Genomic DNA, 23,415 nt, shown 5'->3' on the forward strand with positions numbered 1-23,415 from the left:
GACTGTGCTTTATCCGCTGTCAGCTGTGCAATCTGTTTTTCCAGGGCGGTTTTATCCGCTGCCAGGGTGCTGAGTTCTTTTTTCAGCTTATCGCCCTGTGCTGCGGCGGCTTTATCCTGACTGACCAGCTGATCCGCCAGTTTCTGCTTTTCTGCCTCGGCATTTTTCAGCTTCTGCTCAGTATCCGTCAGGCTGCGGGTGATTTTTGCCAGATCGGCATTTTTATCGCTCAGCAGCGCCGCATTTTTCTCAGACTGTGCTTTATCCGCTGTCAGCTGTGCAATCTGTTTTTCCAGGGCGGTTTTATCCGCTGCCAGGGTGCTGAGTTCTTTTTTCAGCTTATCGCCCTGTGCTGCGGCGGCTTTATCCTGACTGACCAGCTGATCCGCCAGTTTCTGCTTTTCTGCCTCGGCATTTTTCAGCTTCTGCTCAGTATCCGTCAGGCTGCGGGTGACTTTTGCCAGATCAGCATTTTTATCACTCAGCTGCGCGATATTTTTTTCGGCCTGTGCCTGCTCTTCGGTCAGACGGGTGATTTGCCCGGTCAGCGCCACTTTATCGGCGGTCAGTGCTGTCAGATCTTTTTGCAGCCGCGCATTCAGCTGCTGGTTATCAGTGGTTTTCTGCAGTAATTCAAGCGCAATAAGCTGTTTTTCTGCAGCACTTGCTTTCAGCTGTTTTTCCAGCTCCGCTACCTGTGCGGCGGTTTTCTCCATTTCCGCTGTTTTTGCATTCAGCAGTTCGCTGTTTTTGGCTGAAGCACTGCTTTTGTCTGCGGTCAGTGCGGTGATCTGTTTTTCCAGTGCCGCTTTTTCTGCCGTCAGATCCCCGAGGGATTTTTTCAGCGCTTCACTCTGTTTCACACTTTTGCTGCCCTGCTCCGCCAGCTGCGCGGTCAGTGCCAGTTTTTCGGTATCACTTTGTTTCAGCTGACTTTCTGTTGCTGTCAGCTGTTGCGTAATTTTTGTGAGATCGGCATTTTTACTGCTGAGCAGTGCAACGCTCTCTTCTGCCCGGCGCTTCTCTGAATTCAGCTGTGCAACCTGTTTTTCAAGCGCGGATTTATCCGCAGTCAGCGCGGTGATCCGTTTTTCCAAATCAGCTGACTGTTTGCCGTTTTCGGTTTCCTGAGATTGCAGTTTTGCTGCCAGGCGCTGTTTTTCGGCATCCTGAGCCTGCAGTTGTTTTTCCAGCTCAGCCTGCTGCTGCGCGATTTTTGCCATACCGGCATTTTTATCCTGCAACAGGGCGAGATTTTTTTCCGCCTGTGCATTATCAGATTTCAGTCCGGCTACCTGTTTTTCCAGCGCGGTTTTTTCTGCTGTCAGTGCGTCCAGATCTTTTTTCAGTACATCACGCTGTTTACTGTTTTCACCGGTCAGCGCGAGGATGTTGTCACTCAGCTGCTGTTTTTCCGCATCCCGCTGAGCCAGCTGTTTTTGCAGCTCAGCCAGCTTCTGCGTGACTTTTGCCATATCGGCATTTTTATCCTGCAACAGGGCGAGATTTTTTTCCGCCTGTGCATTATCAGATTTCAGTCCGGCTACCTGTTTTTCCAGCGCGGCTTTTTCTGCTGTCAGTGCGTCCAGATCTTTTTTCAGTACATCACGCTGTTTACTGTTTTCACCGGTCAGCGCGAGGATGTTGTCACTCAGCTGCTGTTTTTCCGCATCCCGCTGAGCCAGCTGTTTTTCCAGCTCAGCCAGCTTCTGCGTAATTTTTGCCATATCGGCATTTTTGGTTTCCAGCAACGCGACGTTTTTATCTGATATCGCTTTTTCTTTATTCAGTGCCGCAATCTGTTTTTCAAGATCGGCTTTTTCTGCTGTCAGGGCCGTAACCTGACTTTCAGCCCGGCCAAAACGGGCCAGGTTTTCGCTTATCTGCTGATTGAGTGAATCAATCGTTTTGCGGTTCTGTTCCAGCTCTGCGGTCAGTTTGGCGTTATCGCCTTTTGCCGCAGCCTGTAACTCATTATTTGCCAGAGTCAGGTTTTTCAGTTCTGTCTCTTTTTTCGCAATATCCGCCAGCACCTGTTCATAATCACGCTGAACATTCCGGTACTTTTCGTTCAGTGACGCCAGTTCGCGTTTCACATCCTGTAATGTCAGGCGGGTGAGATGCAGCTGTTTCTGCGGATCCGACGGCGTAAACCAGGTTTCCGGTTTCAGCACACGGCCAACCGTCAGCGGCAGATCAGAGAAATACGTCATTGAACGGAAAGGTTCACCCAAAACGGTAAACAGGACTTCCGGTGTAAGAGTCAGTGAGGAGGTCATGCGGGAAGGAACGGGTGAGAACACAAATCCGCCGTGGTTCCCGCTCCACTTCTGGCTGTCACGGACCAGATATGCCGGAGACCACTGCGGGTATCCGATCGGAACCGGATTTGTCACAACAACCGGTTCCCTGACCACAATATTGTCACATTGTGCCGGTACAGCGGGTACCGGGGTTGTTGTGTCCGTTTTCTGTACAGCAGCTGTTTGTGTCCGGCCTTCCTGCGCGGACGAAACAGCGCGTTTTTTTGTACGGGCAGCTTTACGTGTGCCCTGACGCTGTGACTGAGTGGCCTTACCCGCCGTGTTTACCGGCGGGGTAACCCGCTTTGCGGGATACCGGTCAGGTTGCTGTACTGATACCGGAAAATTGCCTGATGCTTTTTCAGTCTGAATATAACGGTCAAAATCTTCAATAACCTGATTAAATTCAGATGCAGTTGCCGGTTGCACTGCCGCAAACAATGCGACAGTAATACACAACCTGATGTTCAGTCTCATAACCCGTTAACCTTCTCCAGGGTATTCTCAATAGACAGAACAGAATAATAACGAACCTGGGCGCACATCACTTTGGTTTTCGCTTCAATCGACATCTTCAGTAATTTAAGCGTATCCGGACTGGCGGTTCTTTCGAGCTGACGATACAGTTTGTTGATCTGGCTGATTTCACTGAAACCGGCGACCATCTGACTGTAATCTTTCGGAGAGATCGTTTTTAGTGAGTCGAGTTCTTTGACACACATACTCAGCTCAGGCGAAATCAGTCCGGAGGGTTGCTGCAATTCAGGTTTTGGCAAAGGTGCTGTCGTTCTCACCGGCTCCTGCTCCGCCGGCTGAACCGGTTGTGCCGCAGGCTTCGGCGCAGAGGGTGTCGTTAATGAACAACCTGACAGGGTTACAACGCCTCCTAACAGGAGTATCCCCGCCATTTTGTTCAGTGCTGTCTTGGATAACATAGTTTCACCTTAGAGAAATAATTTGGCCACTGCTGCGTTGTGCAAAAATAGGCACCAATTGTATAGCCAGAGCCGGGGAAAATAAACTCTGACGTGTCACAACTCAGCCTTATGTAACATACACTACGTCACGGGCAAGTCTGAACTATTTGTTTTTTGTTATCCGGACACCTTACTGCAGCCGCACAATCTGAATTTCCACGCTTGTCAGCGTCAATGGTTTGGCATCGTTATTATTCTGCTCTGCTGCTCTGTTTATCACAGGCGAGAACATAAATTAGTCAGTTTGCTTTACAAAACCGTACCGGGATATTTGCCGGACATTTTGTAACAAGTTTTAAAAATAAGTATCACCCGGTATCTGTTCACCATAAAAAAATATAAGCACAGTTGTACCTGAAGCGGCATTATATCTTATTCACGAATAAAATCGATTAACCGCCGCAGACGACCATTCTGTAAATATGAAAATAAAACGACAGATACAGAACAAATACATAACCACCTGTTATCCCGGATGATTCACGGCAGTATAAATCAATAGTCCCGTTATGGATTCTCTTTTTTTCAATTATGCGACCGGGATTCCGTTCCTTTTTCCGGACTGATTATTATCATTATTTTCGTTGTAATCTATTATATTCTTATAATTTAAAAGTGACAGAATTTATCAGGTTTATTACGCATTATATGATTAGTAACGCTATCAAACTGTACATTATCATTCTGCTTCTGTGGTATCCCTGAATTATCAATACCGACACATTTTTCTCTCATATTGAGAGAAAGCAGGACAGAAAACTTCGCCGTTTCCTGCCGGATGCCCTTATTTTTTTTACCTCAGTCACAAATTCCCCGATAAATTGCTGTTTTTCTCTCTGCTGGCGTATTTATTGCTTGTTTTTCTGCATGCTTACTTTTTCCTGAAGCCGGAGAAATAATAATGTCTGAAGCAGTCGGAAAACGCGCGCTGGGTACACCTTACCTGCGCGTTGATGCTCTGAGCAAAACATCAGGGCGGGCGCGCTATACGGATGATCTGCCGATGCCGGGTATGCATTACGCCAAATATGTCCGCAGCACGATTGCCCACGGAATGGTAACTTCTGTGGATATATCACGGGCGCTTGCCATGCCGGGCGTGGTCGCGGTATTCACCTGTGACGATGTGCCGCAGATCCCGTTCGCCACTGCCGGTCACGCCTGGTCTCTGGAACCGGCTAAACGCGACGTGGCAGACCGCCTGCTGCTGAACCGCCATGTGCGCCACCACGGCGACGGTGTGGCGATTGTGGTTGCCCGTGACGAACTGACCGCCGAAAAAGCGGCGGCACTCGTCAGCGTCACTTATGACGAATTTCCGGTTATCACCTCACCGGAAGCGGCACTGGCCGCAGATGCCCCGCAAATCCACAGCAGCGGTAACCTGCTGAAGCGCACCGCAATCAATGCGGAAAGTGCCAGAGCAACAGTCAGCCGGTCGCCGTTTCAGTTCCGTGGTCATTTTGATACTCCGGTGGTTCAGCACTGTCATATGGAAGGCGTTACCTGCTACGCCTGGCAGGAAGCGGATAATAAGATTTCCGTGGTATCGAGCACCCAGATCCCGCATATCGTCCGCCGTGTGACAGGCCAGGCGCTGGATATTCCCTGGTCGCATATCCGGGTGATTAAGCCGTATATCGGCGGCGGTTTCGGCAATAAACAGGATGTGCTGGAAGAGCCGATGGCCGCCTGGCTGACCCTGAAACTCGGCGGTATTCCGGTGAAAGTGGAGCTGAGCCGCGAAGAGTGTTTCTTTGCCTCGCGCACCCGTCACGCCTTCCATATTGATGCGGAGATGGGGCTGACCGCCGACGGCACACTGAACGGCTATCATCTTGATGTTCTGTCCAATACCGGCGGCTATGCCTCTCACGGGCACTCCATCGCGGCAGCGGGCGGGAACAAAATCCCGTACCTGTATCCGCGCTGCGATTACGGCTATTCCGCCGCCACCGTCTATACCAACTACCCGTCAGCGGGCGCAATGCGCGGCTACGGGGCACCACAGGTCACGTTCGCCCTTGAATGCCTGATGGATGATGCCGCCGCACAGCTGAATATTGACCCGGTGGATATCCGTCTGCGCAATGCGGCGCGATCCGGTGACTGCAACCCGGTCAACAAGAAAACCATTTACAGTGCGGGGCTGATTGAATGCCTGAAGCGCGGTAAAGCACTGTTCGGCTGGGATGAACGTAAAGCAGAAGCGCTGGCAACACGCGGGGATATCCGCCGGGGTGTCGGCGTGGCCTGTTTCAGCTATTCATCCAACACCTATCCGGTCGGTGTGGAAATTGCCAGTGCCCGTCTGCTGATGAACCAGGACGGTAATATCAATGTGCAGGTCGGCGCAACAGAAATCGGCCAGGGCTCGGATACCGTGTTCTCGCAGATGGTGGCGGAAACCCTCTGTGTCCCCGTCAGTACCATTCAGATGATCTCCACCCAGGATACGGATATCACCCCGTTTGACCCCGGCGCGTTCGCCTCACGGCAGAGTTATGTCACCGCACCGGCGCTGAAAGAAGCGGCGCTGTCACTGCGGCAGAAAATCCTCGATCACGCTTCGCTGATGACACATCAGGCCGCGTTTAATATGACCATTCTCGACGGCAATGTCGTGCTTGAAGCGCAGCCGGATGTGGTTGTCACCACTGTCGCGGAAGTGGCAATGCACAGTTTTTATCATCAGGAGATCGGCGGCCAGCTCTCTGCTGAATCCTCTCATAAAACACAAACCAACCCGCCGGCTTTCGGCTGTACTTTTGTCGATGTCACCGTGGATATTCCGATGTGTCAGGTAACCATTAACCGGATCATCAATATGCATGATTCCGGCCGGATCCTGAACCCGCAGCTGGCGGAAGGCCAGGTCCACGGCGGGATGGGAATGGGGATCGGCTGGGCGCTGTTTGAAGAGATGCTGATTAACGGGAAATCCGGGGTTGTTCATAATCCGAACCTGCTCGACTACAAAATGCCGACCATGGTTGACCTGCCGGATCTGGAGTGCGGGTTTGTCGAAACCTACGAGCCGCAGTCCGCTTACGGCCACAAATCCCTGGGGGAACCGCCGATTATTGCACCGGCTGCCGCTATCCGTAACGCCGTGCGTATGGCGACGGGTATTTCTGTCAATACTATCCCGCTGACACCAAAACGGCTGTACCGGGAATTTGTTAATGCCGGGCTTATCAGGGGGTAACTGCCATGTATGATTTTGAAACGTATCACCGCGCGGAGAGTGTCGCACATGCAGTCTCACTGCTGACGGCGGATCCGCAGGCCAGATTACTGGCGGGCGGAACGGATGTGCTGATCCAGCTTCATCACCTCAATGAACGTTTCCGCCGTATTGTGGATATTCATGATTTGCCGGAATTACGCGGGATCAGCTGTGATGATGCGGGGCATATCCGTATCGGCTCCGCGACCACCTTCTCCGAACTGATTGACAGCCCGGTGATCAATAAATGTCTGCCCGCACTGAGTGAAGCGGCAGCCACCATTGCCGGACCGCAGATCCGCAATGTTGCCACTTACGGCGGCAATATCTGTAACGGTGCCACCAGCGGCGACTCCGCCTGTCCGTCTCTGGTTTATCAGGCAGAGCTGGAGATCGCCACCCCGGACGGCATCCGCCGCAGACCACTGCGCGGCTTTCATACCGGCCCGGGCAAAGTGGCCTTTGAACCGGGCGAATTGCTGATTGCGTTTCATTTCTCCCCGGAGAATTACCGCGGTAAAGGCTCCGCCGCTTACAAATATGCCATGCGCGGCGCGATGGATATCGCCACCATTAACTGCGCGGCACTGTGTGATATCAGAGAAGGACGTTTTGAGGAACTGCGCCTCGCCTTCGGGGTTGCCGCACCGACACCGGTCCGCTGTGAACACGCGGAAGCGGCTGCGCTCGGAAAACCGGTCACCGCAGACACCCTGAAAGCCGTCAGTCAGGCTATTGAACAGGATGTGGCCCCGCGCACGTCATGGCGGGCAGAAAAAGAGTTCCGTTTACACCTGATCCGTGTCCTGAGCGAACGGGTGATCCGCGCGGCGGCTGAACGTACGGGAGAAAAAATCGCATGAATATCAAAGAATGGAAAACCATCAGCTGCACACTCAACGGACAGGTACGGGAACTGACGGTGTCACCGGCAGCCCGGTTGTCCGATGTCCTGCGTGAACAGGGGCTTATCAGTGTCAAACACGGCTGCTCGGTCGGCGAGTGCGGTGCCTGCACGGTACTTATCGACGGTATCGCGGTGGATACCTGTCTCTATCTGGCAGTCTGGGCGGACGGTAAGCAGATCCGTACCGCCGAAGGTGAGATGAAGCACGGTAAACCGTCTGCGGTTCAGCAGGCTTATGCCGACAGCGGCGCGGTACAGTGCGGGTTCTGCACCCCCGGCCTGATTATGATGACCACCGCCCTGCTGGAAAAACACAAAGGGCAGACCCTGACTATCCGTCAGATCCGCCACGGCCTGGCCGGTAACCTGTGCCGTTGCACCGGTTATCAGATGGTTGCCAATGCAACGGATAAACTCCAGCGTAACCAGTAAACCGCAGAAAGCAGATACCACCGGTCTTCAGGACGGCGGTGTCTGCTGCTGTAAAAGTACCGGCAGGGCATGTTCTTCCCCCCAGCTTTTCAGCATCAGTAAGATCGGTACCAGCGACTGCCCGGCGTCCGTCAGACTGTATTCCACTTTCGGCGGCACCTCTGCATAGACCTTACGGTGGACAAGCCCCGCCATCTCAAGCTCCCGTAACTGTTTTGTCAGCATACGAGGGGTAATAAACATCAGGAGCCGTTTCAGTTCGTTAAAGCGTTTGGTACCGCTTATCAGATGGTAAAGGATCATTCCCTTGCCCTTCCCGCCCATCATTTCCAGTGTTGCCTCAACCGGACAGGCTTCATAGGCATACGATTCATAGCGCGTCTTTCTGACAGTATCCATTTTGTACCTATATACCAAAAATGTACGTACTTGTTAAAAACATATCATAGTTTATCATTGCGCCGGTTAATGTAAATTACCTTATAAGGACGTCATCATGACCATCACTCAGGCTGTAATGCAGCGTTATTCCACCAAATCCTTTGATCCGGCGAAAAAAATCAGTGATGAGGTGATGAACAGTATCAAAACATTGCTGCGCTACAGCCCGTCCAGCGTCAATATCCAGCCGTGGCACTTCATTATTGCGGCCAGTGAGGAAGGGAAAAACCGGATCGCCGCATCCACCCATCCGGGCTTTGAGTTTAATACCGCAAAAATCACCGATGCCTCACATGTTGTGCTGCTGTGCGCAAAAACAGATGTTGATGAAGCCTACATGAACAGCGTGCTGGACCAGGAAGACAAAGACGGCCGTTACGCCACGCCGGAGCACAAAGCAATGAACAACAGCGGCCGGACTTTCTTTGTTAATCTCCATAAAGAGACACTCGGTGATCTGCCGCACTGGGCGGCAAAACAGGTTTTCCTGAACATGGGGACATTACTGCTGGGTGCGTCCGCACTGGGTGTGGATGCTGTTCCGATGGAAGGGATGGATTTTAATACCCTGGATACAGAATTTGGTTTATCCGCCAAAGGGCTGGCACCGGTGGCCGTTGTGTCCCTCGGTTACCGCAAAGAGGATGACTTTAACGCTGCACTGCCGAAATCCCGTCTGCCGGAAGAGCAGATCATAACCGTTATCTGATACGAAAAAGCCGCACGGACCGGCAACATCCGTGCGGCTTTGGCACACATTTTCTTCCGCTACCCGGCGGATAACTCGTACTTCTTAATCTTCCGGTACAGCGTGGCAATGCCGATCCCCAGCTCCTCTGCCGCCTGACGTTTGTTGTCATAACGCTGCAGTGCTTCGCGGATCATCTGTTTTTCCATCTCTTCCAGCATGGTTTCCCCGTGCAGTGCCGGATCCTCATCCGCTGCTGCCGCAGGTACACTTCTGACCGGAATGGTAATTTCACTGCGGTGAATATCCCCGGTATTCTGAACCGGTGCGGCAGTGCCGCCTACCATCTGCGCCGCATGTCTGGCAAAGTTCGGTGGCAGCAGTGAGATATCAATCACCTCACCCGGCGGCACCACGTTGACCAGATATTCCACCAGGTTACTCAGCTCACGCAGGTTGCCCGGCCACGGCCATGCATTAATGACCGCCATCACCTCATCCGAAATGCCCGGATACACCAGACCAAGACGTTTGGTATGCACATTGAGGAAATGATGCACCAGCAGTTCCACGTCACCGTAACGCTCACGCAGCGGCGGTAAAGCAATCGGGATAACATTGAGGCGGTAATAGAGATCCTCACGGAATTTGCCTTCACTGACAAACTGCTCCAGGTTCTGGTTGGTCGCGGACACAATCCGGATATCGACCGGGATGGTCCGGCTTGAGCCAATCGGCTGCACTTCGCGTGATTCTATCGCACGCAATAATTTCGCCTGAACAATCAGCGGCATATCGCCGATTTCATCCAGGAACAGCGTGCCTTTATCCGCCGCCTGAATCAGACCCTGTTTTCCGTTGGCTGACGCGCCGGTAAACGCGCCTTTCACATAGCCGAATAATTCACTTTCCAGTAACTGCTCCGGTATCGCCGCACAGTTGATGGCAATAAACGGTTTTTCACTGCGGTTACTCAGTTTATGGATAGCCCGCGCCACCACTTCTTTACCGGTGCCGCTCTCGCCGGTGACCAGAATACTCGACGGGCTCGGCGCCACGCGGGAAATCAGGTGTTTCAGCTGACGGATAGGTTCGGACTCCCCGACCAGATGTTCAATCAGCAATCCGTTTTCATCACGGCGCACTTCATTCATATCAATCGCCGCGTGAGACTGATGGAACGCCATCAGGAACATCTGACAGCCGTTAACCACATGAAGCTGCCCGATAATAATATTGCTCTCCCCTTCCCAGGAGACAATATGCTGTAAATGCCCGCGGTTCAGACTCTTGAAATAGGTCAGCGGACGGATGGTAATGGTTTTGCCGGAAATCTTTTCATGCGGGACATTGAGGATCTTAAGAGCATGCGGATTGGCAAATTTCAGGTGATTTGCCTCATCCAGGATCAGAACACCCTGATCCATAAACTCTATCAGGCTCAGTAATACCTTTTGTGCGGCATTACGGCCTTCCTGTTCATCCAGCAGTTTAGCCACAAAAATAGTGGAAATATGCTGCACATAATCCGAGAAGTCATGGATGTTATCCCGGATGCGCTCCTGCTGTTCAGAGGTGACAGCCACCAGGCTGATAACCCCGATACAGCGATCCTGAAAGATGATCGGTGTACCGATAAACGCTTTCTCCTTACAGTTATCTTTATCCGCGCAATTGAGGCAGAGCGGATCAAAACAGGAGTGCGTGACTATCTTTTCTTTTTTGGTATCCAGCACATAACGGAGCAGCTGGGAATTATTGGTCAGACGGTGTCCGAGATGCTGGTTAAACAGCCCTGTTCCGGCAATCCTTGTCAGTTTGTCATCAACGATTTCAACATCAAGCTGTAACACACTGGCGAGCATTTTGCTGAAGTGAACAATTGTCGGCTGTATCTGCATCAGCACAGATGGTGATTTTTCAGTGATCATGCTTACGACTTCCTATGCTCTTAAAACGACATATCTAAAAGAAAGTACATAACGCGACAAATTTATGATTTTATTATAGTTATTTATCAACAGGCTGAATTATCACCCGTTAATAGCACAAGATTGCCAGAGTTTTATCACCGAAACTCCAACGCATGTACAAAAATCACACTTTTATTCAGATTTGATAATGAAACTGGAAGCGCCGTCACTCTATTTTATCAATATGATAAATCCGCCGGGGTGTTTATCATTCTGGCCCCGGTTCCGGCCGTTCCGTCCTCTCACCGGTCTGATTCCGGTGACTTTTCACCCTTACTGAAAATAACTTTTATTCGCATTTATCACACATAACCCGGCCATCAGCCCCTGATAATTGTGATCATCATCCCGATTTCACCCTGCATTTCACCTCCGGAAGATCATTCCGGCTGATTTGGCATGCTTATTGTTAATAGTCACAGTACACATGCAGAAATGTCTTCTTCTCACTGCATATTCAATTGTCACCGGCCATTTCATATAGGATTTAAAGATGAAAAATGTTAATGAATTATTGAAAGATATCGCCAGACTGAAATCGAATCTTCATCAAAAGGATTTTTTACTTACCTGGGAACAGAGTCAGGATGAACTGACGATGGTGCTTGATATTGCAGCCGCACTGAAAGGGCTGCGTGCCGATAACATCGCAACCAACGTATTCACAAATGGCCTTGGTATCTCTGTTTTCCGTGACAACTCCACCCGTACCCGTTTCTCTTATGCCTCTGCACTGAATATGCTCGGCCTGGCCCAGCAGGATCTCGACGAAGGTAAGTCTCAGATTGCTCACGGCGAAACCGTGCGTGAAACGGCCAACATGATTTCATTCTGTGCGGATGCCATCGGTATCCGTGACGATATGTACCTCGGCGCCGGTAACGCCTATATGCGTGAAGTGGGTGCGGCACTGGATGAAGGTTTTGAGGAAGGCGTTCTGCCGCAACGTCCTGCGCTGGTTAACCTGCAGTGTGATATCGACCACCCGACTCAATCTATGGCTGACCTGGCCTGGTTACGTGAACACTTCGGTTCACTGGAAAACCTGAAAGGCAAAAAAATCGCCATGACCTGGGCGTATTCACCAAGCTACGGTAAACCGCTCTCTGTACCGCAGGGCATCATCGGTCTGATGACCCGCTACGGTATGGACGTGACGCTTGCGCATCCGGAAGGTTATGACCTGATCCCTGACGTTATCGATGTGGCGAAAAACAATGCCAGACAGTCCGGCGGCAGCTTTAAGCAGGTGACGTCGATGGAAGACGCGTTCAAAGATGCGGATATTGTGTATCCGAAATCCTGGGCACCGTACAAAGTCATGGAACAGCGTACCGAACTGCTGCGTGCCAATGACCATGACGGCCTGAAAGCCCTTGAGCAGCGCTGCCTGGCTCAGAACGCCAACCACAAAGACTGGCATTGTACTGAAGAGATGATGAAGCTGACCAAAGGCGGCGAAGCGCTGTACATGCACTGTCTGCCTGCGGATATCACCGGTGTTTCCTGTAAGGAAGGGGAAGTGGAAGAGGCTGTATTCGAGAAATACCGTATCGCCACTTACAAAGAAGCCAGCTGGAAGCCATATATCATCTCCGCCATGATTCTGGCCCGCAAATTCCCGCAGCCTGCCCCGGTTCTTGAGCAACTGCTGAAAAACGCACGTAAACGTATTTTATAAATCCGGATCCCGGCCGTCACCGGCCGGGTTCTTTTCCCGATGATATGAGGTGAGGCTCTATGTCTGTCTTCTCACTGAAGTTAGATATTTCAGATAACCGTTATTTCAACGGCAAACACTCCCCGCTTTTTTCCCGTGAAGAAGCACATAAAGCGCTGACGTTTCATGAGAAAATTACGGGTTACCATCCGACACCACTGTATGACATGAAAGATCTCGCCGCCCTGTTCGGCGTGCGTCATATCCTGGTGAAAGATGAGTCACAGCGTTTTGATCTGAATGCATTCAAAATTCTGGGCGGCTCTTATGCTATCGCCCACCTGTTGTGCGAAAAGTACAACATGGATATTAACGATTTCTCTTTCGAGAAACTCAAAAGCACCCTGACTGAAAAAATGACGTTCGCCACCACCACTGACGGCAACCACGGCCGCGGTGTGGCCTGGGCAGCACGCGCACTCGGTCAGAAAGCGGTGGTGTACATGCCGAAAGGCTCCGCACAGGAACGTGTGAATCACATTACCGGCCTCGGGGCGGAGTGTATCGTCACAGATATGAACTACGACGATACCGTCCGTCTCACCATGGAAAATGCCAAAAAACACGGCTGGATCGTGGTTCAGGATACCGCCTGCGAAGGCTACACCAAGATCCCGACCTGGATTATGCAGGGCTACACCACACTGGCTGCCGAAGCCGTTGCCCAGATGAAAGAGATGAAGATTCAGCGTCCGACCCACGTGCTGTTACAGGCCGGCGTGGGTGCGATGGCCGGCGGTGTGCTGGGCTATCTGGTCGATGAGTTCGGGGCAAAAGATCTGCATTCCATTATTGTCGAGCCGGATCTGGCTGACTGCCTCTACCGCTCCAGCCTGAAAGGCGAAATCGTCAATGTCGGCGGTGATATGGCCACCATCATGGCCGGTCTGGCCTGCGGCGAGCCGAACCCTATCGGCTGGGATCTGATGCGTAACTGCGCGACACAGTTTATCTCCTGTGAAGATGCGGTGGCTGCTCTCGGCATGCGTGTCCTCGGTAACCCGTACGGCAAAGACAGCCGCGTGATTTCCGGTGAATCCGGCGCAGTCGGTCTCGGTGTGCTGGCGGCGGTTAACTATCATCCGGAACGTGCGGAACTGATGGAAAGACTCGGCCTGAACAGTGATTCCGTCATCCTCGTGATCAACACCGAAGGTGACACCGATACCAAACATTACCGTGAAGTTGTCTGGGAAGGTAAAAACCCGGCGCAGAAATATTAACTAATTGGAGTATTGAAACATGGCTAAGCAAATCCCGTTTGAAGAAATTGTCAAAAAAGCTGAACACTATAAAAAAGACATGACCCGTTTTCTGCGCGATATGGTGGCAATTCCCAGCGAAAGCTGCGACGAAAAACGTGTGATCCACCGCATCAAAGAAGAGATGGAAAAAGTCGGCTTTGATAAAGTGGATATCGACCCGATGGGTAACATTCTGGGTTATATCGGTCACGGTCCGCACCTGATCGCGATGGATGCGCACATCGATACCGTGGGTATCGGTAACATCAAGAACTGGGAATTCGACCCGTACGAAGGTATGGAAAACGACGAAATCATCGGCGGACGCGGTACCTCTGACCAGGAAGGCGGCATGGCCTCTATGGTCTATGCGGGTAAAATCATCAAAGATTTAGGTCTGGAAGATCAGTACACCCTGCTGGTGACCGGGACTGTTCAGGAAGAAGACTGTGATGGTCTGTGCTGGCAGTACATCATCGAGCAGGACAAAATCAGACCGGAATTCGTGGTCAGTACCGAACCGACAGATTGTCAGATTTACCGCGGCCAGCGCGGCCGGATGGAGATCCGCATTGATGTGCCGGGGATCAGCTGCCACGGCTCCGCACCGGAGCGCGGTGATAACGCAATCTTCAAAATGGGTCCGATTCTGGGCGAACTGCAGGAGCTGTCAAAACGTCTGGCACACGACGATTTCCTCGGCCAGGGCACACTGACGGTTTCTGAAATTTTCTACACCTCACCAAGCCGCTGTGCGGTTGCTGACAGCTGCGCAGTCTCCATCGACCGCCGTCTGACCTGGGGCGAAACCTGGGAAGGCGCACTGGAAGAAATCCGCGCATTACCGGCTGTCAAAGCCGCGAAAGGCGTGGTCTCTATGTACACCTATGAGCGTGCTTCCTGGACCGGTCTGGTTTATCCGACAGAGTGCTACTTCCCGACCTGGAAAGTGGAAGAAGATCACTTCACCGTGAAGACACTGGATCGCGCATACCGCGGCCTGTTCAACAAAGAGCCGGTTGTTGATAAGTGGACTTTCTCCACCAACGGTGTTTCTATCATGGGTCGTCACGGCATTCCGGTTATCGGTTTTGGTCCGGGCAAAGAGCCTGAAGCTCACGCACCAAACGAAAAAACCTGGAAAGATCACCTGGTGACCTGTGCGGCAATGTATGCGGCCATTCCGTTAAGCTACATGGCTGAACTGAAAAAATAATCTTGTCTTACCGGCCCCGTACTGATGTGCGGGGCTTTTTCAGGAGTACCCCCTATGCGCACACTGATTATCAACGGCACTGTTGCCAATGCGGACGGACAATACCGGCAGGATGTTCTGATTGAAAACGGCCTGATCTCACAGGTTGCACCGGACATTGCCCCGGAGACAGATGACCGCGTTATTGATGCACAGGGATGTTATGTTTTTCCGGGCGGTATTGATGTTCACACCCACTTTAATATTGATGTCGGCCTTGCCCGCAGCTGTGATGATTTTTACACCGGCACACGTGCGGCAGCCTGCGGCGGAACCACCACGATTATCGATCATATGGGATTTGGTCCGGCGGGTTGTTCACTGCACCACCAGCTTGAGAATTATCACCGCTACGCCAAAGGACGCGCCGTTATCGATTACAGTTTTCACGGCGTGATCCAGCATATCAACGACGATATTTTAAAGGAAATTCCGCTGATGGTGGCGGACGGGATCAGCAGCTTCAAACTCTATCTGACCTATCAGTACAAGCTGGATGATCCGGATATTTTACGTGCTCTGCAACAGCTTAACCACGCCGGGGCGCTGACCACCGTGCATCCGGAAAATGATGCGGTGATAGCGCAGCGCAAGGCAGAGTTTGTGAAGAAAGGACAAACCTCGCCGATTTTCCATGCCCTGAGCCGCCCGGCGGAATGTGAGGCGGAAGCGATAGGCCGGATGATTAATCTGGCGCATATCTGCGGCAATGCGCCGCTCTATATCGTTCACCTTTCCAACGGATTGGGTCTCGATTACCTGAAGATGGCGAAAGCCCGCCACCAGCCGGTCTGGATAGAAACCTGTCCGCAGTATCTGTTCCTTGATGAGCGCTGTTATGAGCGTGATGACGGCCTGAAATTTATTCTCAGCCCGCCGCTGCGTAACCGCCGGGAAGCCGATGCCCTATGGCTGGGTATTGATGACGGCGCGATTGATGTGGTCGCCACTGACCACTGCACCTTCCCGTATCAGCAGCGTCTGGCGCTGTCCGGCGGGAATTTCACCCGCTGTCCGAACGGCCTGCCGGGAGTTGAAAACCGTATGTTACTGCTGTTTTCCGCAGGCGTGATGCAGGGACGGATTTCACCGGAACACTTTGTTTCCCTGACCAGTGCGATGCCGGCAAAACTGTTTGGTATCTGGCCGGAAAAAGGCGTGATCCGCCCGGGTGCAGACGGTGATATCACCATTATCGACCCGGCGCAGGAAACCACGATCCGCCACGCGGATCTGCACGATAACGCAGATTACAGCCCCTACGAGGGTATGACCGTACAGGGTGCTGTCCGCTGCACATTGTCACGCGGTGATATTGTTTACCGTGACGGCGAATTTACGGCTGAACCCGGCCGCGGTCGTTTCCTGAAACGCCGTCCGTTTAAGGCTCCGCACCGGTGTTATTAATTTTTTCCGATTATCGTTTCAACTCATTTATTACGGGTAAAAAAGGATGAAAAAAACAATCGTATTAGCACTGGGCGGCAACGCACTGGGAAATGATCTTCCGGGACAGATGGCTGCCGTCAAAACCACCTCTGTCGTGATTGCCGACCTGATTGCTCAGGGATACCGCGTTGTGGTCACACACGGTAACGGCCCGCAGGTGGGGATGATAACCGGTGCCTTTGAGGCTGCCAGCAAAACCGAAGCCAAATCACCGGTTCTGCCGATGTCAGTCTGTGTGGCACTGAGCCAGGGATATATCGGTTACGATTTGCAGAATGCACTGCGTGAAGAGCTGCTGAACCGGGGTATCAATAAGCCGGTTGCCACCATCGTGACACAGGTGGAAGTGGATGCGGCGGATCCGTCATTTAAAAACCCGACCAAACCTATCGGCGCGTTCTACAGCAAAGAAGAAGCGGAAGCCCTGAGCAAAAAAGGGTTTGAGATGCGCGAAGATGCGGGCCGTGGTTACCGCCGCGTAGTATCATCCCCAAAACCGGTTGATATTATTGAAAAAGAGACCGTCAAAGCCATGCTGGATGCGGATCAGCTGGTGATCACAGCCGGCGGCGGCGGTATTCCGGTGATCCGCGACGGTAACAAACTGCACGGTGCCAATGCGGTTATCGACAAAGACTGGGCAAGCGCCAAACTGGCGGAGATGATCGATGCGGATATGCTGATTATCCTGACCGCCGTGGAAAAGATTGCCATCAATTTCGGCAAACCAAATGAGCAGTGGCTGGATAAACTGACGTCTGCGGATGCACAGCGCTATATCGATGAGGAACATTTTGCGCCGGGTTCGATGTTACCGAAAGTGGAAGCCGCCCTCTCCTTCAGCCGCAGTAAAAAAGGCCGCAAAGCGCTGATTACATTACTGAATAAAGCCAAAGACGGTATTGAGGGTAAAACCGGTACGGTTATCGGCGATTAATCTTCTTTTTTTGATATAACGGCCGGGCTTCCCGGCCGTTTTTCTGCTGCGATAATTATAAACCGCTGATAGGTTTTTCTTTCGGGTATTTCAGTGTATAACTCAGCGGCAGTTCCATTACCTGCTGCGGCTTCAGTTCCGCTTTCCATTCCACTTCACCGGTCTGTTTATTGACAGTTCCTGCTCCGGTTTTAACATCTTTCACCAGGATATTGCTGTCCTGACTGACCGGAATCTGGTCATAAACCGTTACCACCAGCGGCGCTTTGGCAAAAGAGGATAAGGTAATCATATAGCCTTCGCTCTGTTCAACCGCAGAGCCCAGAATACCCGGCTGTTTTGTCAGCTTACTGTCGACCTTACGGCTGACCTGAATATCTTTATTCATGCCGAACGGCAGTTCCAGCTCATTAGTGATCAGGCCGGAATCGAGATAGGTCTGCCCGATATAACGGTTATCAAAATAGATATTCGCCTTACCGCTGAGCAGATTCAGCGCCGGTGCATTTTCCACAACCGCCTGTAAATACACATGTTCGTCTATCTTCGGTCGTGTGATATAACGGTATTTTCCGTCCAGCGCCGTCTGTTTGATGGTCAGGGAACGGGATTCCGGAACGGACGGCAGGGAATACGGTTTATCAATGCGGTATGTCAGGCTGATACCGTTACTTTCTGCGGTAACAAACGACGAGATCCCGCCGGCAGGGGCTTTTTTCACTGAGCGGTTACGGCTGTAATCCTTGTCCTCCGCCATCATGGCTACCGGGGCAGGCGCCATTTCACCCATCACGGCATACTCATTGATCAGTGACAGATACTGCGGATAAAGCTGCGGCGGGGCAATACTCTGTACCGGGTCAGCGGATGACAGCACCAGTTCCACCTGATCCCAGTCGATACCGGTGTTCTGTATCACATCCGCTTTGTAGGTCAGTGTCACCGGCTTATCCATACCGGCGCTGCGGATATCATAGGACGGCGCCCAGGCTGCATCCGGCGTGATATAGTCGATATCCAGATCCGCTGTCACCGCTTTTTTCGCGGACACATTCAGCACCAGCTGTGTGCGGCGCGCCTTAAACTGTGTGACTTTCTCTTCATACTGCGCTTTCAGCAGTGCCAGTGCTTCGTTTTTTTCGTTGATTTGCCGGTGATATTCCAGTTGCTCCGCATAGATTTTTGCCATCTGACTGCGGATAAAATCCAGTTTCTGAACAGATTGTTCCTGTGTCAGCGGCGCACCGCCGGTGCCGAAGAAATTTTGATCCCGCAGCAGACCCAGCTGTTCGTTATTCACTTCCGTCTGCATATTCAGCTGCTGAATCGCCCGATCCTGCTCCTCAATCTGCGCCTTCATGGCATTGATGTCGTCTGAATACACCGGCTTTTCAATTTCGCTGCGCAGATTGACGGACTGAATAATGACATCATCATTATTCAGCATAACGGATAAGCTGCCCGGATTAATATTTCCGGCCACATTAGTCAGGATCACATCACTGTCACCGGCAGGCAGATTCAGTGTTGCACTGTTACTCAGCTCTGCCCCGCGCAGGAAAATCGTGGCTTTGTTAAGTTTTACATCCTGAACAATGACATTCGGTTTGCCCGCCGCCGCCGCAGTTACCGCCATACCGGCGATCAGCAGGGTACTTTTAACGCCAAAGGTTAATGCCATTACGTAACTCCCTGATTATTATCATCACGATTCCGGCACCGCATACCGGCAGGCCGCTGTGTGCACCATAACACACCATAGTAAAACAGCTGCCGTAACGAAGATAACGGAATAACCTTAAAAGCACGGCTGTCCGCCGTTTACCGGGCTTTTTATATGTTACGGCCTCTTTAAAACCGTATTTTATGATTAACATTTGCACGTTAATTGTTTAGTATACTAAACATATTTTCTTCTGACGGATAAAAAAGGCCGCAACTATGACGACACTCCGGACACACACGGCAGCGTCTGCCACTTCACGCAACAAGCTGTTATGGATAGCCGGGATGGGCTGGACATTTGACGCCATGGATGTCGGGCTGCTGGCGTTTCTGCTGGCCGCCCTGCAGGCAGACTGGGGGCTGAGTGCCGCACAGCTCGGCTGGATCGGCAGTCTCAATGCCGCCGGGATGGCAGTCGGTGCCTTTGTTTTCGGTCTGATGGCAGACAGAAAAGGCCGCAAACCGGTGTTTATTCTCACCCTGCTGCTGTTCAGTCTGGGATCCGGACTGACGGCTGTCGCCGGTTCGCTGGCCGTAGTGCTGGTGCTGCGCTTTTTCATCGGTATGGGGCTGGGCGGGGAGCTGCCGGTAGCCTCCACACTGGTCAGTGAGAGCGTGGCTCCTCACGAACGCGGCCGCGTGGTTGTGCTGCTGGAAAGCTTCTGGGCCGTGGGCTGGCTGATTGCGGCACTGATTGCCTATTATGTTATCCCGGATTACGGCTGGCGCACGGCGATGCTGCTCAGTGCCCTGCCTGCGCTGTATGCCCTGTGGCTGCGGGCAAAACTGCCGGAGCCGGTATCCCGCTATACCGCGCAGGAGCGCCCGAAACTCACCATTGCACAATCGATGGCGCTGATCTGGTCGCCGCAGTACCGCCGCGCCACCCTGATGCTGTGGATCCTGTGGTTCTGTGTGGTGTTTTCCTATTACGGTATTTTTCTCTGGCTGCCGGGCGTGGCGATCCTCAAGGGATTCAGCCTGATAAAAAGCTTCCAGTATGTGCTGATCATGACACTCGCCCAGCTGCCCGGCTATTTCAGTGCCGCCTGGCTGATTGAACGTTACGGCCGCAAATTCGTGCTGGTCACCTATCTCGCCGGAACAGCAATCAGTGCTTACGGGTTCAGTTGCGCGGAAACCGCCACGGCACTGGTCATTTCGGGCATGCTGCTCTCATTCTTTAACCTCGGTGCCTGGGGCGCGCTCTACGCCTACACGCCGGAGCAGTATCCCGACAGTGTCCGCGCCACCGGCGCGGGAACCGCCACCGCAATCGGGCGGATAGGCGGGATCCTCGGCCCTCTGCTGGCCGGGTACCTGATTCAGTATCAGTTTGCTGTCAGCACCATTTTCCTGATCTTCAGTGCAGCGGTGGTTATCGCCATTCTTGCGGTCATTTTCCTCGGCGCGGAAACCCGTAACCGCGAACTCAGTACCATTTAAACCCATCCTGACGGCGGTTATTCCGCCGTCAGAGTCTGATGCAGCGCATAGTTATCGCTGTCATTCCTCCCCTTTACCGCAACAGGCGCGTATAATTCCGCCATGATGTCACTGCCGGATCACCGGTAAAAACCGTAAAAAGAAAATGAATCAATACGATAAAATCAGTAAATTTCTGAGTTATGTCCTGCGGCACCAGCCGGCGTCCATCGGCATCCGCCTCGATAATGAAGGCTGGACAGATATCGCTGTACTGCTGTGTCAGGCTGCTGCTCACGGCACACCGTTTGACCGTGAAACGCTGGAAAAGGTGGTGGAGACCAACGACAAAAAACGGTTTACGATCTCATCCGACGGCATGTATATCCGTGCGGCGCAGGGGCATTCCGCCGGACAGGTAGCGATCGATTACCCGCCGCAGACACCGCCGGATAGTCTGTATCACGGCACGGCTATCCGGTTTATCAGTGATATCTGTGAACTGGGATTAATTGCCGGATCACGGCACTATGTCCACCTCAGCGCGGATGAAGATACCGCACTGGCTGTCGGTGCCCGTCACGGCAAACCGGTGGTGCTGACCATTGCCGCCGGGGAGATGCATAAAACCGGTTATCCGTTTTATCTGGCGGATAACGGCGTCTGGCTGACGCCGCATGTCCCGATTAAATACCTGTCTCAGAAGAAACCCGGCTGACCGGGTTTATGCGCTGAGACGTGCTGCATGCCACGCGATATGATCGGCGATAAAACTCGCAATGAAGTAATAGCTGTGATCATAACCGGCATGCACACGGATGGTATGCGGGATATTGTGCGTTTCACAGGCCGATTTCAGTAACCCGGTTTTCAGCTGCTTACTGAAGAAGGTATCCGCAAGCCCCTGATCAACCAGCACATCCGTCACCCGGTGGCCGGATTCAATCAGTTTCACCGCATCATACTGTTCCCACGCCGCTTTATCCTCTCCCAGATAGGCAGAGAAGGCTTTTTCGCCCCACGGCACCTGTGACGGTGACACAATCGGCGCGAATGCCGACACGCTGAGGAACGCCTCCGGATTACGCAGTGCCAGCACCAGTGCGCCGTGCCCGCCCATCGAGTGCCCGCAGATACCGCGTTTTTCCGATGTGCCGAAATGCCCGCTCACCAGGGTGTGCAGCTCATCCAGAATGTAATCGTACATCTGATAATGCGCTTTCCACGGTTCCTGTGTGGCATTGACATAAAACCCGGCACCCTGCCCGAGATCGTACTCTTTATCATCCGCCACCTGACTGCCGCGCGGACTGGTATCCGGCGCGACAATCACCAGACCGTGCTCCGCCGCATAACGCTGCGCGCCGGCTTTGGTGATAAAATTCTGCTCGTTGCAGGTCAGCCCGGAAAGCCAGTACAGCACCGGACATTTCTCTGTTTTTGCCTGCGGCGGCAGAAACACCGAAAACGTCATCGGCGTACCGGTCACCGCAGAATGGTGACGCCAGACTTCCTGGCTGCCGCCGAAACAGACGTGATGTTCAATCCGTTCCATAGTATCTCCCTGAATACGTTATCAGTAATGAATGACGGTGCGGATGGATTTACCGTCGTGCATCAAATCAAAAGCTTCATTGATTTTATCCAGTTCCATGGTGTGGGTGACAAACGGTGCCAGTTCGATTTTGCCGTTCATGGCATCTTCCACCATTCCCGGCAACTGGGTACGCCCTTTCACACCGCCGAACGCCGTGCCTTTCCAGACCCGGCCGGTGACCAGCTGGAACGGACGGGTTGAAATCTCTTTTCCGGCACCCGCCACCCCGATAATCACTGACTGTCCCCAGCCCCGGTGCGCACTTTCCAGCGCCGACCGCATCACATTGACATTACCGATACATTCAAAGGTATGATCCACACCCCATTTGGTCATTTCGACCAGTACCTGCTGAATAGGTTTGTCATAATCATTCGGGTTGATGCAGTCTGTGGCGCCGAACTGTTTTGCCAGCTCAAACTTGGACGGATTGGTATCAATGGCAAAGATGCGTCCGGCTTTCGCCTGACGTGCGCCCTGCACCACGGCCAGCCCGATACCGCCGAGGCCGAATACTGCGACAGAATCCCCTTCCTGTACCTTCGCGGTATTGTGTACCGCGCCGATCCCGGTGGTCACGCCGCAGCCGAGCAGACAAACCTGCTCCGCATTGGCCTGCGGATTGATTTTCGCCAGTGAGACTTCCGCCACAACGGTGTATTCGCTGAATGTTGAACAGCCCATATAGTGATAGAGCGGCTGACCGTTATACGAAAAACGGCTGGTGCCGTCCGGCATCACGCCTTTGCCCTGGGTTTCGCGGACCGCGACACAGAGGTTGGTTTTACCGGAGATACAGAAATCACACTCGCCGCACTCGGCGGTGTACAGCGGGATCACATGATCGCCCGGTTTCACACTGGTCACGCCCTCGCCGACCTCAACCACCACCCCGGCACCTTCATGACCGAGCACCACCGGGAACAGACCTTCCGGATCATCACCGGAAAGCGTATAGGCATCGGTATGGCATACCCCGGTGTGACTGATTTTCACCAGCACTTCACCTTTCTTCGGCGGTGCCACATCAATTTCAACAATTTCAAGGGGTAAACCCGGCCCGAAGGCGACTGCTGCGCGTGATTTCATAACGGTTCCTCTGTGTCTGAGGCT

18 protein-coding genes are annotated in these 23,415 nt (G+C 52.6%); 11 read left to right on the top strand and 7 right to left on the bottom strand.

What is annotated here, in order from left to right; translation table 11 throughout:
* The coding region (locus U868_RS0116560; RefSeq protein ID WP_025154262.1) for a hypothetical protein at positions 1 to 2,780 on the bottom strand (2,780 nt) is incomplete at its 3' end.
* The gene (locus U868_RS0116565) at positions 2,777 to 3,238 is read right to left on the bottom strand and encodes a hypothetical protein (protein ID WP_025154263.1); all 462 of its coding nucleotides are present in this window, start codon (positions 3,236 to 3,238) and stop codon (positions 2,777 to 2,779) included. The genes U868_RS0116560 and U868_RS0116565, both read right to left, overlap by 4 nt.
* 943 nt (positions 3,239 to 4,181) lie before the next feature.
* On the opposite strand from U868_RS0116565, the gene xdhA reads away from it, so the two are divergent.
* Genes xdhA through xdhC form a run of 3 tightly spaced genes read left to right on the top strand, consistent with a single transcriptional unit; the run spans position 4,182 to position 7,848 of the window.
* Positions 4,182 to 6,488, top strand: a complete 2,307-nt coding sequence (xdhA, locus tag U868_RS0116570; RefSeq protein WP_025154264.1) for a xanthine dehydrogenase molybdenum-binding subunit XdhA — start codon at positions 4,182 to 4,184, stop codon at positions 6,486 to 6,488.
* A gap of 5 nt (positions 6,489 to 6,493) precedes the next feature.
* Complete coding sequence (gene xdhB / locus U868_RS0116575; protein ID WP_025154265.1) at positions 6,494 to 7,372, top strand: xanthine dehydrogenase FAD-binding subunit XdhB; 879 nt, start codon at positions 6,494 to 6,496, stop codon at positions 7,370 to 7,372.
* Positions 7,369 to 7,848 carry a xanthine dehydrogenase iron sulfur-binding subunit XdhC gene (xdhC, locus tag U868_RS0116580; RefSeq protein WP_025154266.1) on the top strand — a complete coding sequence of 160 codons (480 nt, stop codon included), beginning with the start codon at positions 7,369 to 7,371 and terminating at the stop codon, positions 7,846 to 7,848. Before xdhB ends, xdhC begins: the two co-directional genes overlap by 4 nt.
* 27 nt (positions 7,849 to 7,875) lie before the next feature.
* On the opposite strand, the gene U868_RS0116585 is transcribed toward xdhC, so the two are convergent.
* The gene (locus U868_RS0116585; protein WP_025154267.1) at positions 7,876 to 8,247 is read right to left on the bottom strand and encodes a winged helix-turn-helix transcriptional regulator; all 372 of its coding nucleotides are present in this window, start codon (positions 8,245 to 8,247) and stop codon (positions 7,876 to 7,878) included.
* 97 nt (positions 8,248 to 8,344) lie between these two features.
* On the opposite strand from U868_RS0116585, the gene U868_RS0116590 reads away from it, so the two are divergent.
* Positions 8,345 to 8,998, top strand: coding sequence for an oxygen-insensitive NAD(P)H-dependent nitroreductase NfsB (locus U868_RS0116590; protein ID WP_025154268.1), 654 nt, complete (start codon positions 8,345 to 8,347; stop codon positions 8,996 to 8,998).
* A gap of 59 nt (positions 8,999 to 9,057) precedes the next feature.
* Here the strand turns inward: U868_RS0116590 and U868_RS0116595 are convergent, their stop codons facing one another.
* Positions 9,058 to 10,908: a sigma 54-interacting transcriptional regulator gene (locus tag U868_RS0116595; RefSeq protein ID WP_025154269.1), complete on the bottom strand. Its 1,851-nt coding sequence runs from the start codon at positions 10,906 to 10,908 to the stop codon at positions 9,058 to 9,060.
* Positions 10,909 to 11,443: 535 nt separating this feature from the next.
* Between U868_RS0116595 and ygeW the strand changes: the two genes are divergently transcribed.
* Genes ygeW through arcC form a run of 5 tightly spaced genes read left to right on the top strand, consistent with a single transcriptional unit; the run spans position 11,444 to position 17,555 of the window.
* On the top strand, positions 11,444 to 12,631 hold the full coding sequence (ygeW, locus tag U868_RS0116605) for a knotted carbamoyltransferase YgeW (protein ID WP_025154270.1): 1,188 nt from the start codon (positions 11,444 to 11,446) through the stop codon (positions 12,629 to 12,631).
* 59 nt (positions 12,632 to 12,690) lie between these two features.
* On the top strand, positions 12,691 to 13,893 hold the full coding sequence (gene dpaL, locus U868_RS0116610; RefSeq protein WP_025154271.1) for a diaminopropionate ammonia-lyase: 1,203 nt from the start codon (positions 12,691 to 12,693) through the stop codon (positions 13,891 to 13,893).
* Between the two features lie 19 nt (positions 13,894 to 13,912).
* A complete protein-coding gene (locus tag U868_RS0116615) occupies positions 13,913 to 15,130 on the top strand; it encodes a YgeY family selenium metabolism-linked hydrolase (protein WP_025154272.1) in 1,218 nt (405 codons plus the stop codon).
* A gap of 54 nt (positions 15,131 to 15,184) precedes the next feature.
* Complete coding sequence (gene hydA, locus U868_RS0116620; protein WP_025154273.1) at positions 15,185 to 16,576, top strand: dihydropyrimidinase; 1,392 nt, start codon at positions 15,185 to 15,187, stop codon at positions 16,574 to 16,576.
* A 46-nt stretch (positions 16,577 to 16,622) separates the two neighbouring features.
* On the top strand, positions 16,623 to 17,555 hold the full coding sequence (gene arcC, locus U868_RS0116625; protein WP_025154274.1) for a carbamate kinase: 933 nt from the start codon (positions 16,623 to 16,625) through the stop codon (positions 17,553 to 17,555).
* Between the two features lie 55 nt (positions 17,556 to 17,610).
* On the opposite strand, the gene U868_RS0116630 is transcribed toward arcC, so the two are convergent.
* Positions 17,611 to 19,236 carry a DUF4139 domain-containing protein gene (locus U868_RS0116630; protein ID WP_025154275.1) on the bottom strand — a complete coding sequence of 542 codons (1,626 nt, stop codon included), beginning with the start codon at positions 19,234 to 19,236 and terminating at the stop codon, positions 17,611 to 17,613.
* A gap of 260 nt (positions 19,237 to 19,496) precedes the next feature.
* Between U868_RS0116630 and U868_RS0116635 the strand changes: the two genes are divergently transcribed.
* Both U868_RS0116635 and U868_RS0116645 read left to right on the top strand, forming a co-directional pair.
* On the top strand, positions 19,497 to 20,726 hold the full coding sequence (locus U868_RS0116635; protein WP_025154276.1) for an MFS transporter: 1,230 nt from the start codon (positions 19,497 to 19,499) through the stop codon (positions 20,724 to 20,726).
* A gap of 145 nt (positions 20,727 to 20,871) precedes the next feature.
* On the top strand, positions 20,872 to 21,423 hold the full coding sequence (locus tag U868_RS0116645) for an RNA 2'-phosphotransferase (RefSeq protein WP_025154277.1): 552 nt from the start codon (positions 20,872 to 20,874) through the stop codon (positions 21,421 to 21,423).
* 6 nt (positions 21,424 to 21,429) lie between these two features.
* Here the strand turns inward: U868_RS0116645 and fghA are convergent, their stop codons facing one another.
* Both fghA and U868_RS0116655 read right to left on the bottom strand, forming a co-directional pair.
* Complete coding sequence (gene fghA, locus U868_RS0116650; RefSeq protein WP_025154278.1) at positions 21,430 to 22,260, bottom strand: S-formylglutathione hydrolase; 831 nt, start codon at positions 22,258 to 22,260, stop codon at positions 21,430 to 21,432.
* A 21-nt stretch (positions 22,261 to 22,281) separates the two neighbouring features.
* Positions 22,282 to 23,391 (bottom strand): S-(hydroxymethyl)glutathione dehydrogenase/class III alcohol dehydrogenase, encoded by a 1,110-nt coding sequence (locus U868_RS0116655; protein ID WP_025154279.1) that lies wholly within the window; start codon positions 23,389 to 23,391, stop codon positions 22,282 to 22,284.
* Positions 23,392 to 23,415: the final 24 nt, after the last annotated feature.

The sequence above is a fragment of the Morganella morganii H1r genome (assembly GCF_000633515.1).
Taxonomy (GTDB): domain Bacteria; phylum Pseudomonadota; class Gammaproteobacteria; order Enterobacterales; family Enterobacteriaceae; genus Morganella; species Morganella morganii_B.

What these genes read in the sequence shown, in the direction of transcription:
- U868_RS0116630 (WP_025154275.1), bottom strand. Translation starts at nt 19,236, where the DNA reads ATGGCATTAACCTTTGGCGTTAAAAGTACCCTGCTGATCGCCGGTATG.
- xdhB (WP_025154265.1), top strand. Translation starts at nt 6,494, where the DNA reads ATGTATGATTTTGAAACGTATCACCGCGCGGAGAGTGTCGCACATGCA.
- U868_RS0116595 (WP_025154269.1), bottom strand. Translation starts at nt 10,908, where the DNA reads ATGATCACTGAAAAATCACCATCTGTGCTGATGCAGATACAGCCGACA.
- hydA (WP_025154273.1), top strand. Translation starts at nt 15,185, where the DNA reads ATGCGCACACTGATTATCAACGGCACTGTTGCCAATGCGGACGGACAA.
- U868_RS0116615 (WP_025154272.1), top strand. Translation starts at nt 13,913, where the DNA reads ATGGCTAAGCAAATCCCGTTTGAAGAAATTGTCAAAAAAGCTGAACAC.
- fghA (WP_025154278.1), bottom strand. Translation starts at nt 22,260, where the DNA reads ATGGAACGGATTGAACATCACGTCTGTTTCGGCGGCAGCCAGGAAGTC.
- U868_RS0116655 (WP_025154279.1), bottom strand. Translation starts at nt 23,391, where the DNA reads ATGAAATCACGCGCAGCAGTCGCCTTCGGGCCGGGTTTACCCCTTGAA.
- ygeW (WP_025154270.1), top strand. Translation starts at nt 11,444, where the DNA reads ATGAAAAATGTTAATGAATTATTGAAAGATATCGCCAGACTGAAATCG.
- dpaL (WP_025154271.1), top strand. Translation starts at nt 12,691, where the DNA reads ATGTCTGTCTTCTCACTGAAGTTAGATATTTCAGATAACCGTTATTTC.
- U868_RS0116645 (WP_025154277.1), top strand. Translation starts at nt 20,872, where the DNA reads ATGAATCAATACGATAAAATCAGTAAATTTCTGAGTTATGTCCTGCGG.
- U868_RS0116565 (WP_025154263.1), bottom strand. Translation starts at nt 3,238, where the DNA reads ATGTTATCCAAGACAGCACTGAACAAAATGGCGGGGATACTCCTGTTA.
- U868_RS0116585 (WP_025154267.1), bottom strand. Translation starts at nt 8,247, where the DNA reads ATGGATACTGTCAGAAAGACGCGCTATGAATCGTATGCCTATGAAGCC.
- U868_RS0116590 (WP_025154268.1), top strand. Translation starts at nt 8,345, where the DNA reads ATGACCATCACTCAGGCTGTAATGCAGCGTTATTCCACCAAATCCTTT.
- U868_RS0116635 (WP_025154276.1), top strand. Translation starts at nt 19,497, where the DNA reads ATGACGACACTCCGGACACACACGGCAGCGTCTGCCACTTCACGCAAC.
- arcC (WP_025154274.1), top strand. Translation starts at nt 16,623, where the DNA reads ATGAAAAAAACAATCGTATTAGCACTGGGCGGCAACGCACTGGGAAAT.
- xdhA (WP_025154264.1), top strand. Translation starts at nt 4,182, where the DNA reads ATGTCTGAAGCAGTCGGAAAACGCGCGCTGGGTACACCTTACCTGCGC.
- xdhC (WP_025154266.1), top strand. Translation starts at nt 7,369, where the DNA reads ATGAATATCAAAGAATGGAAAACCATCAGCTGCACACTCAACGGACAG.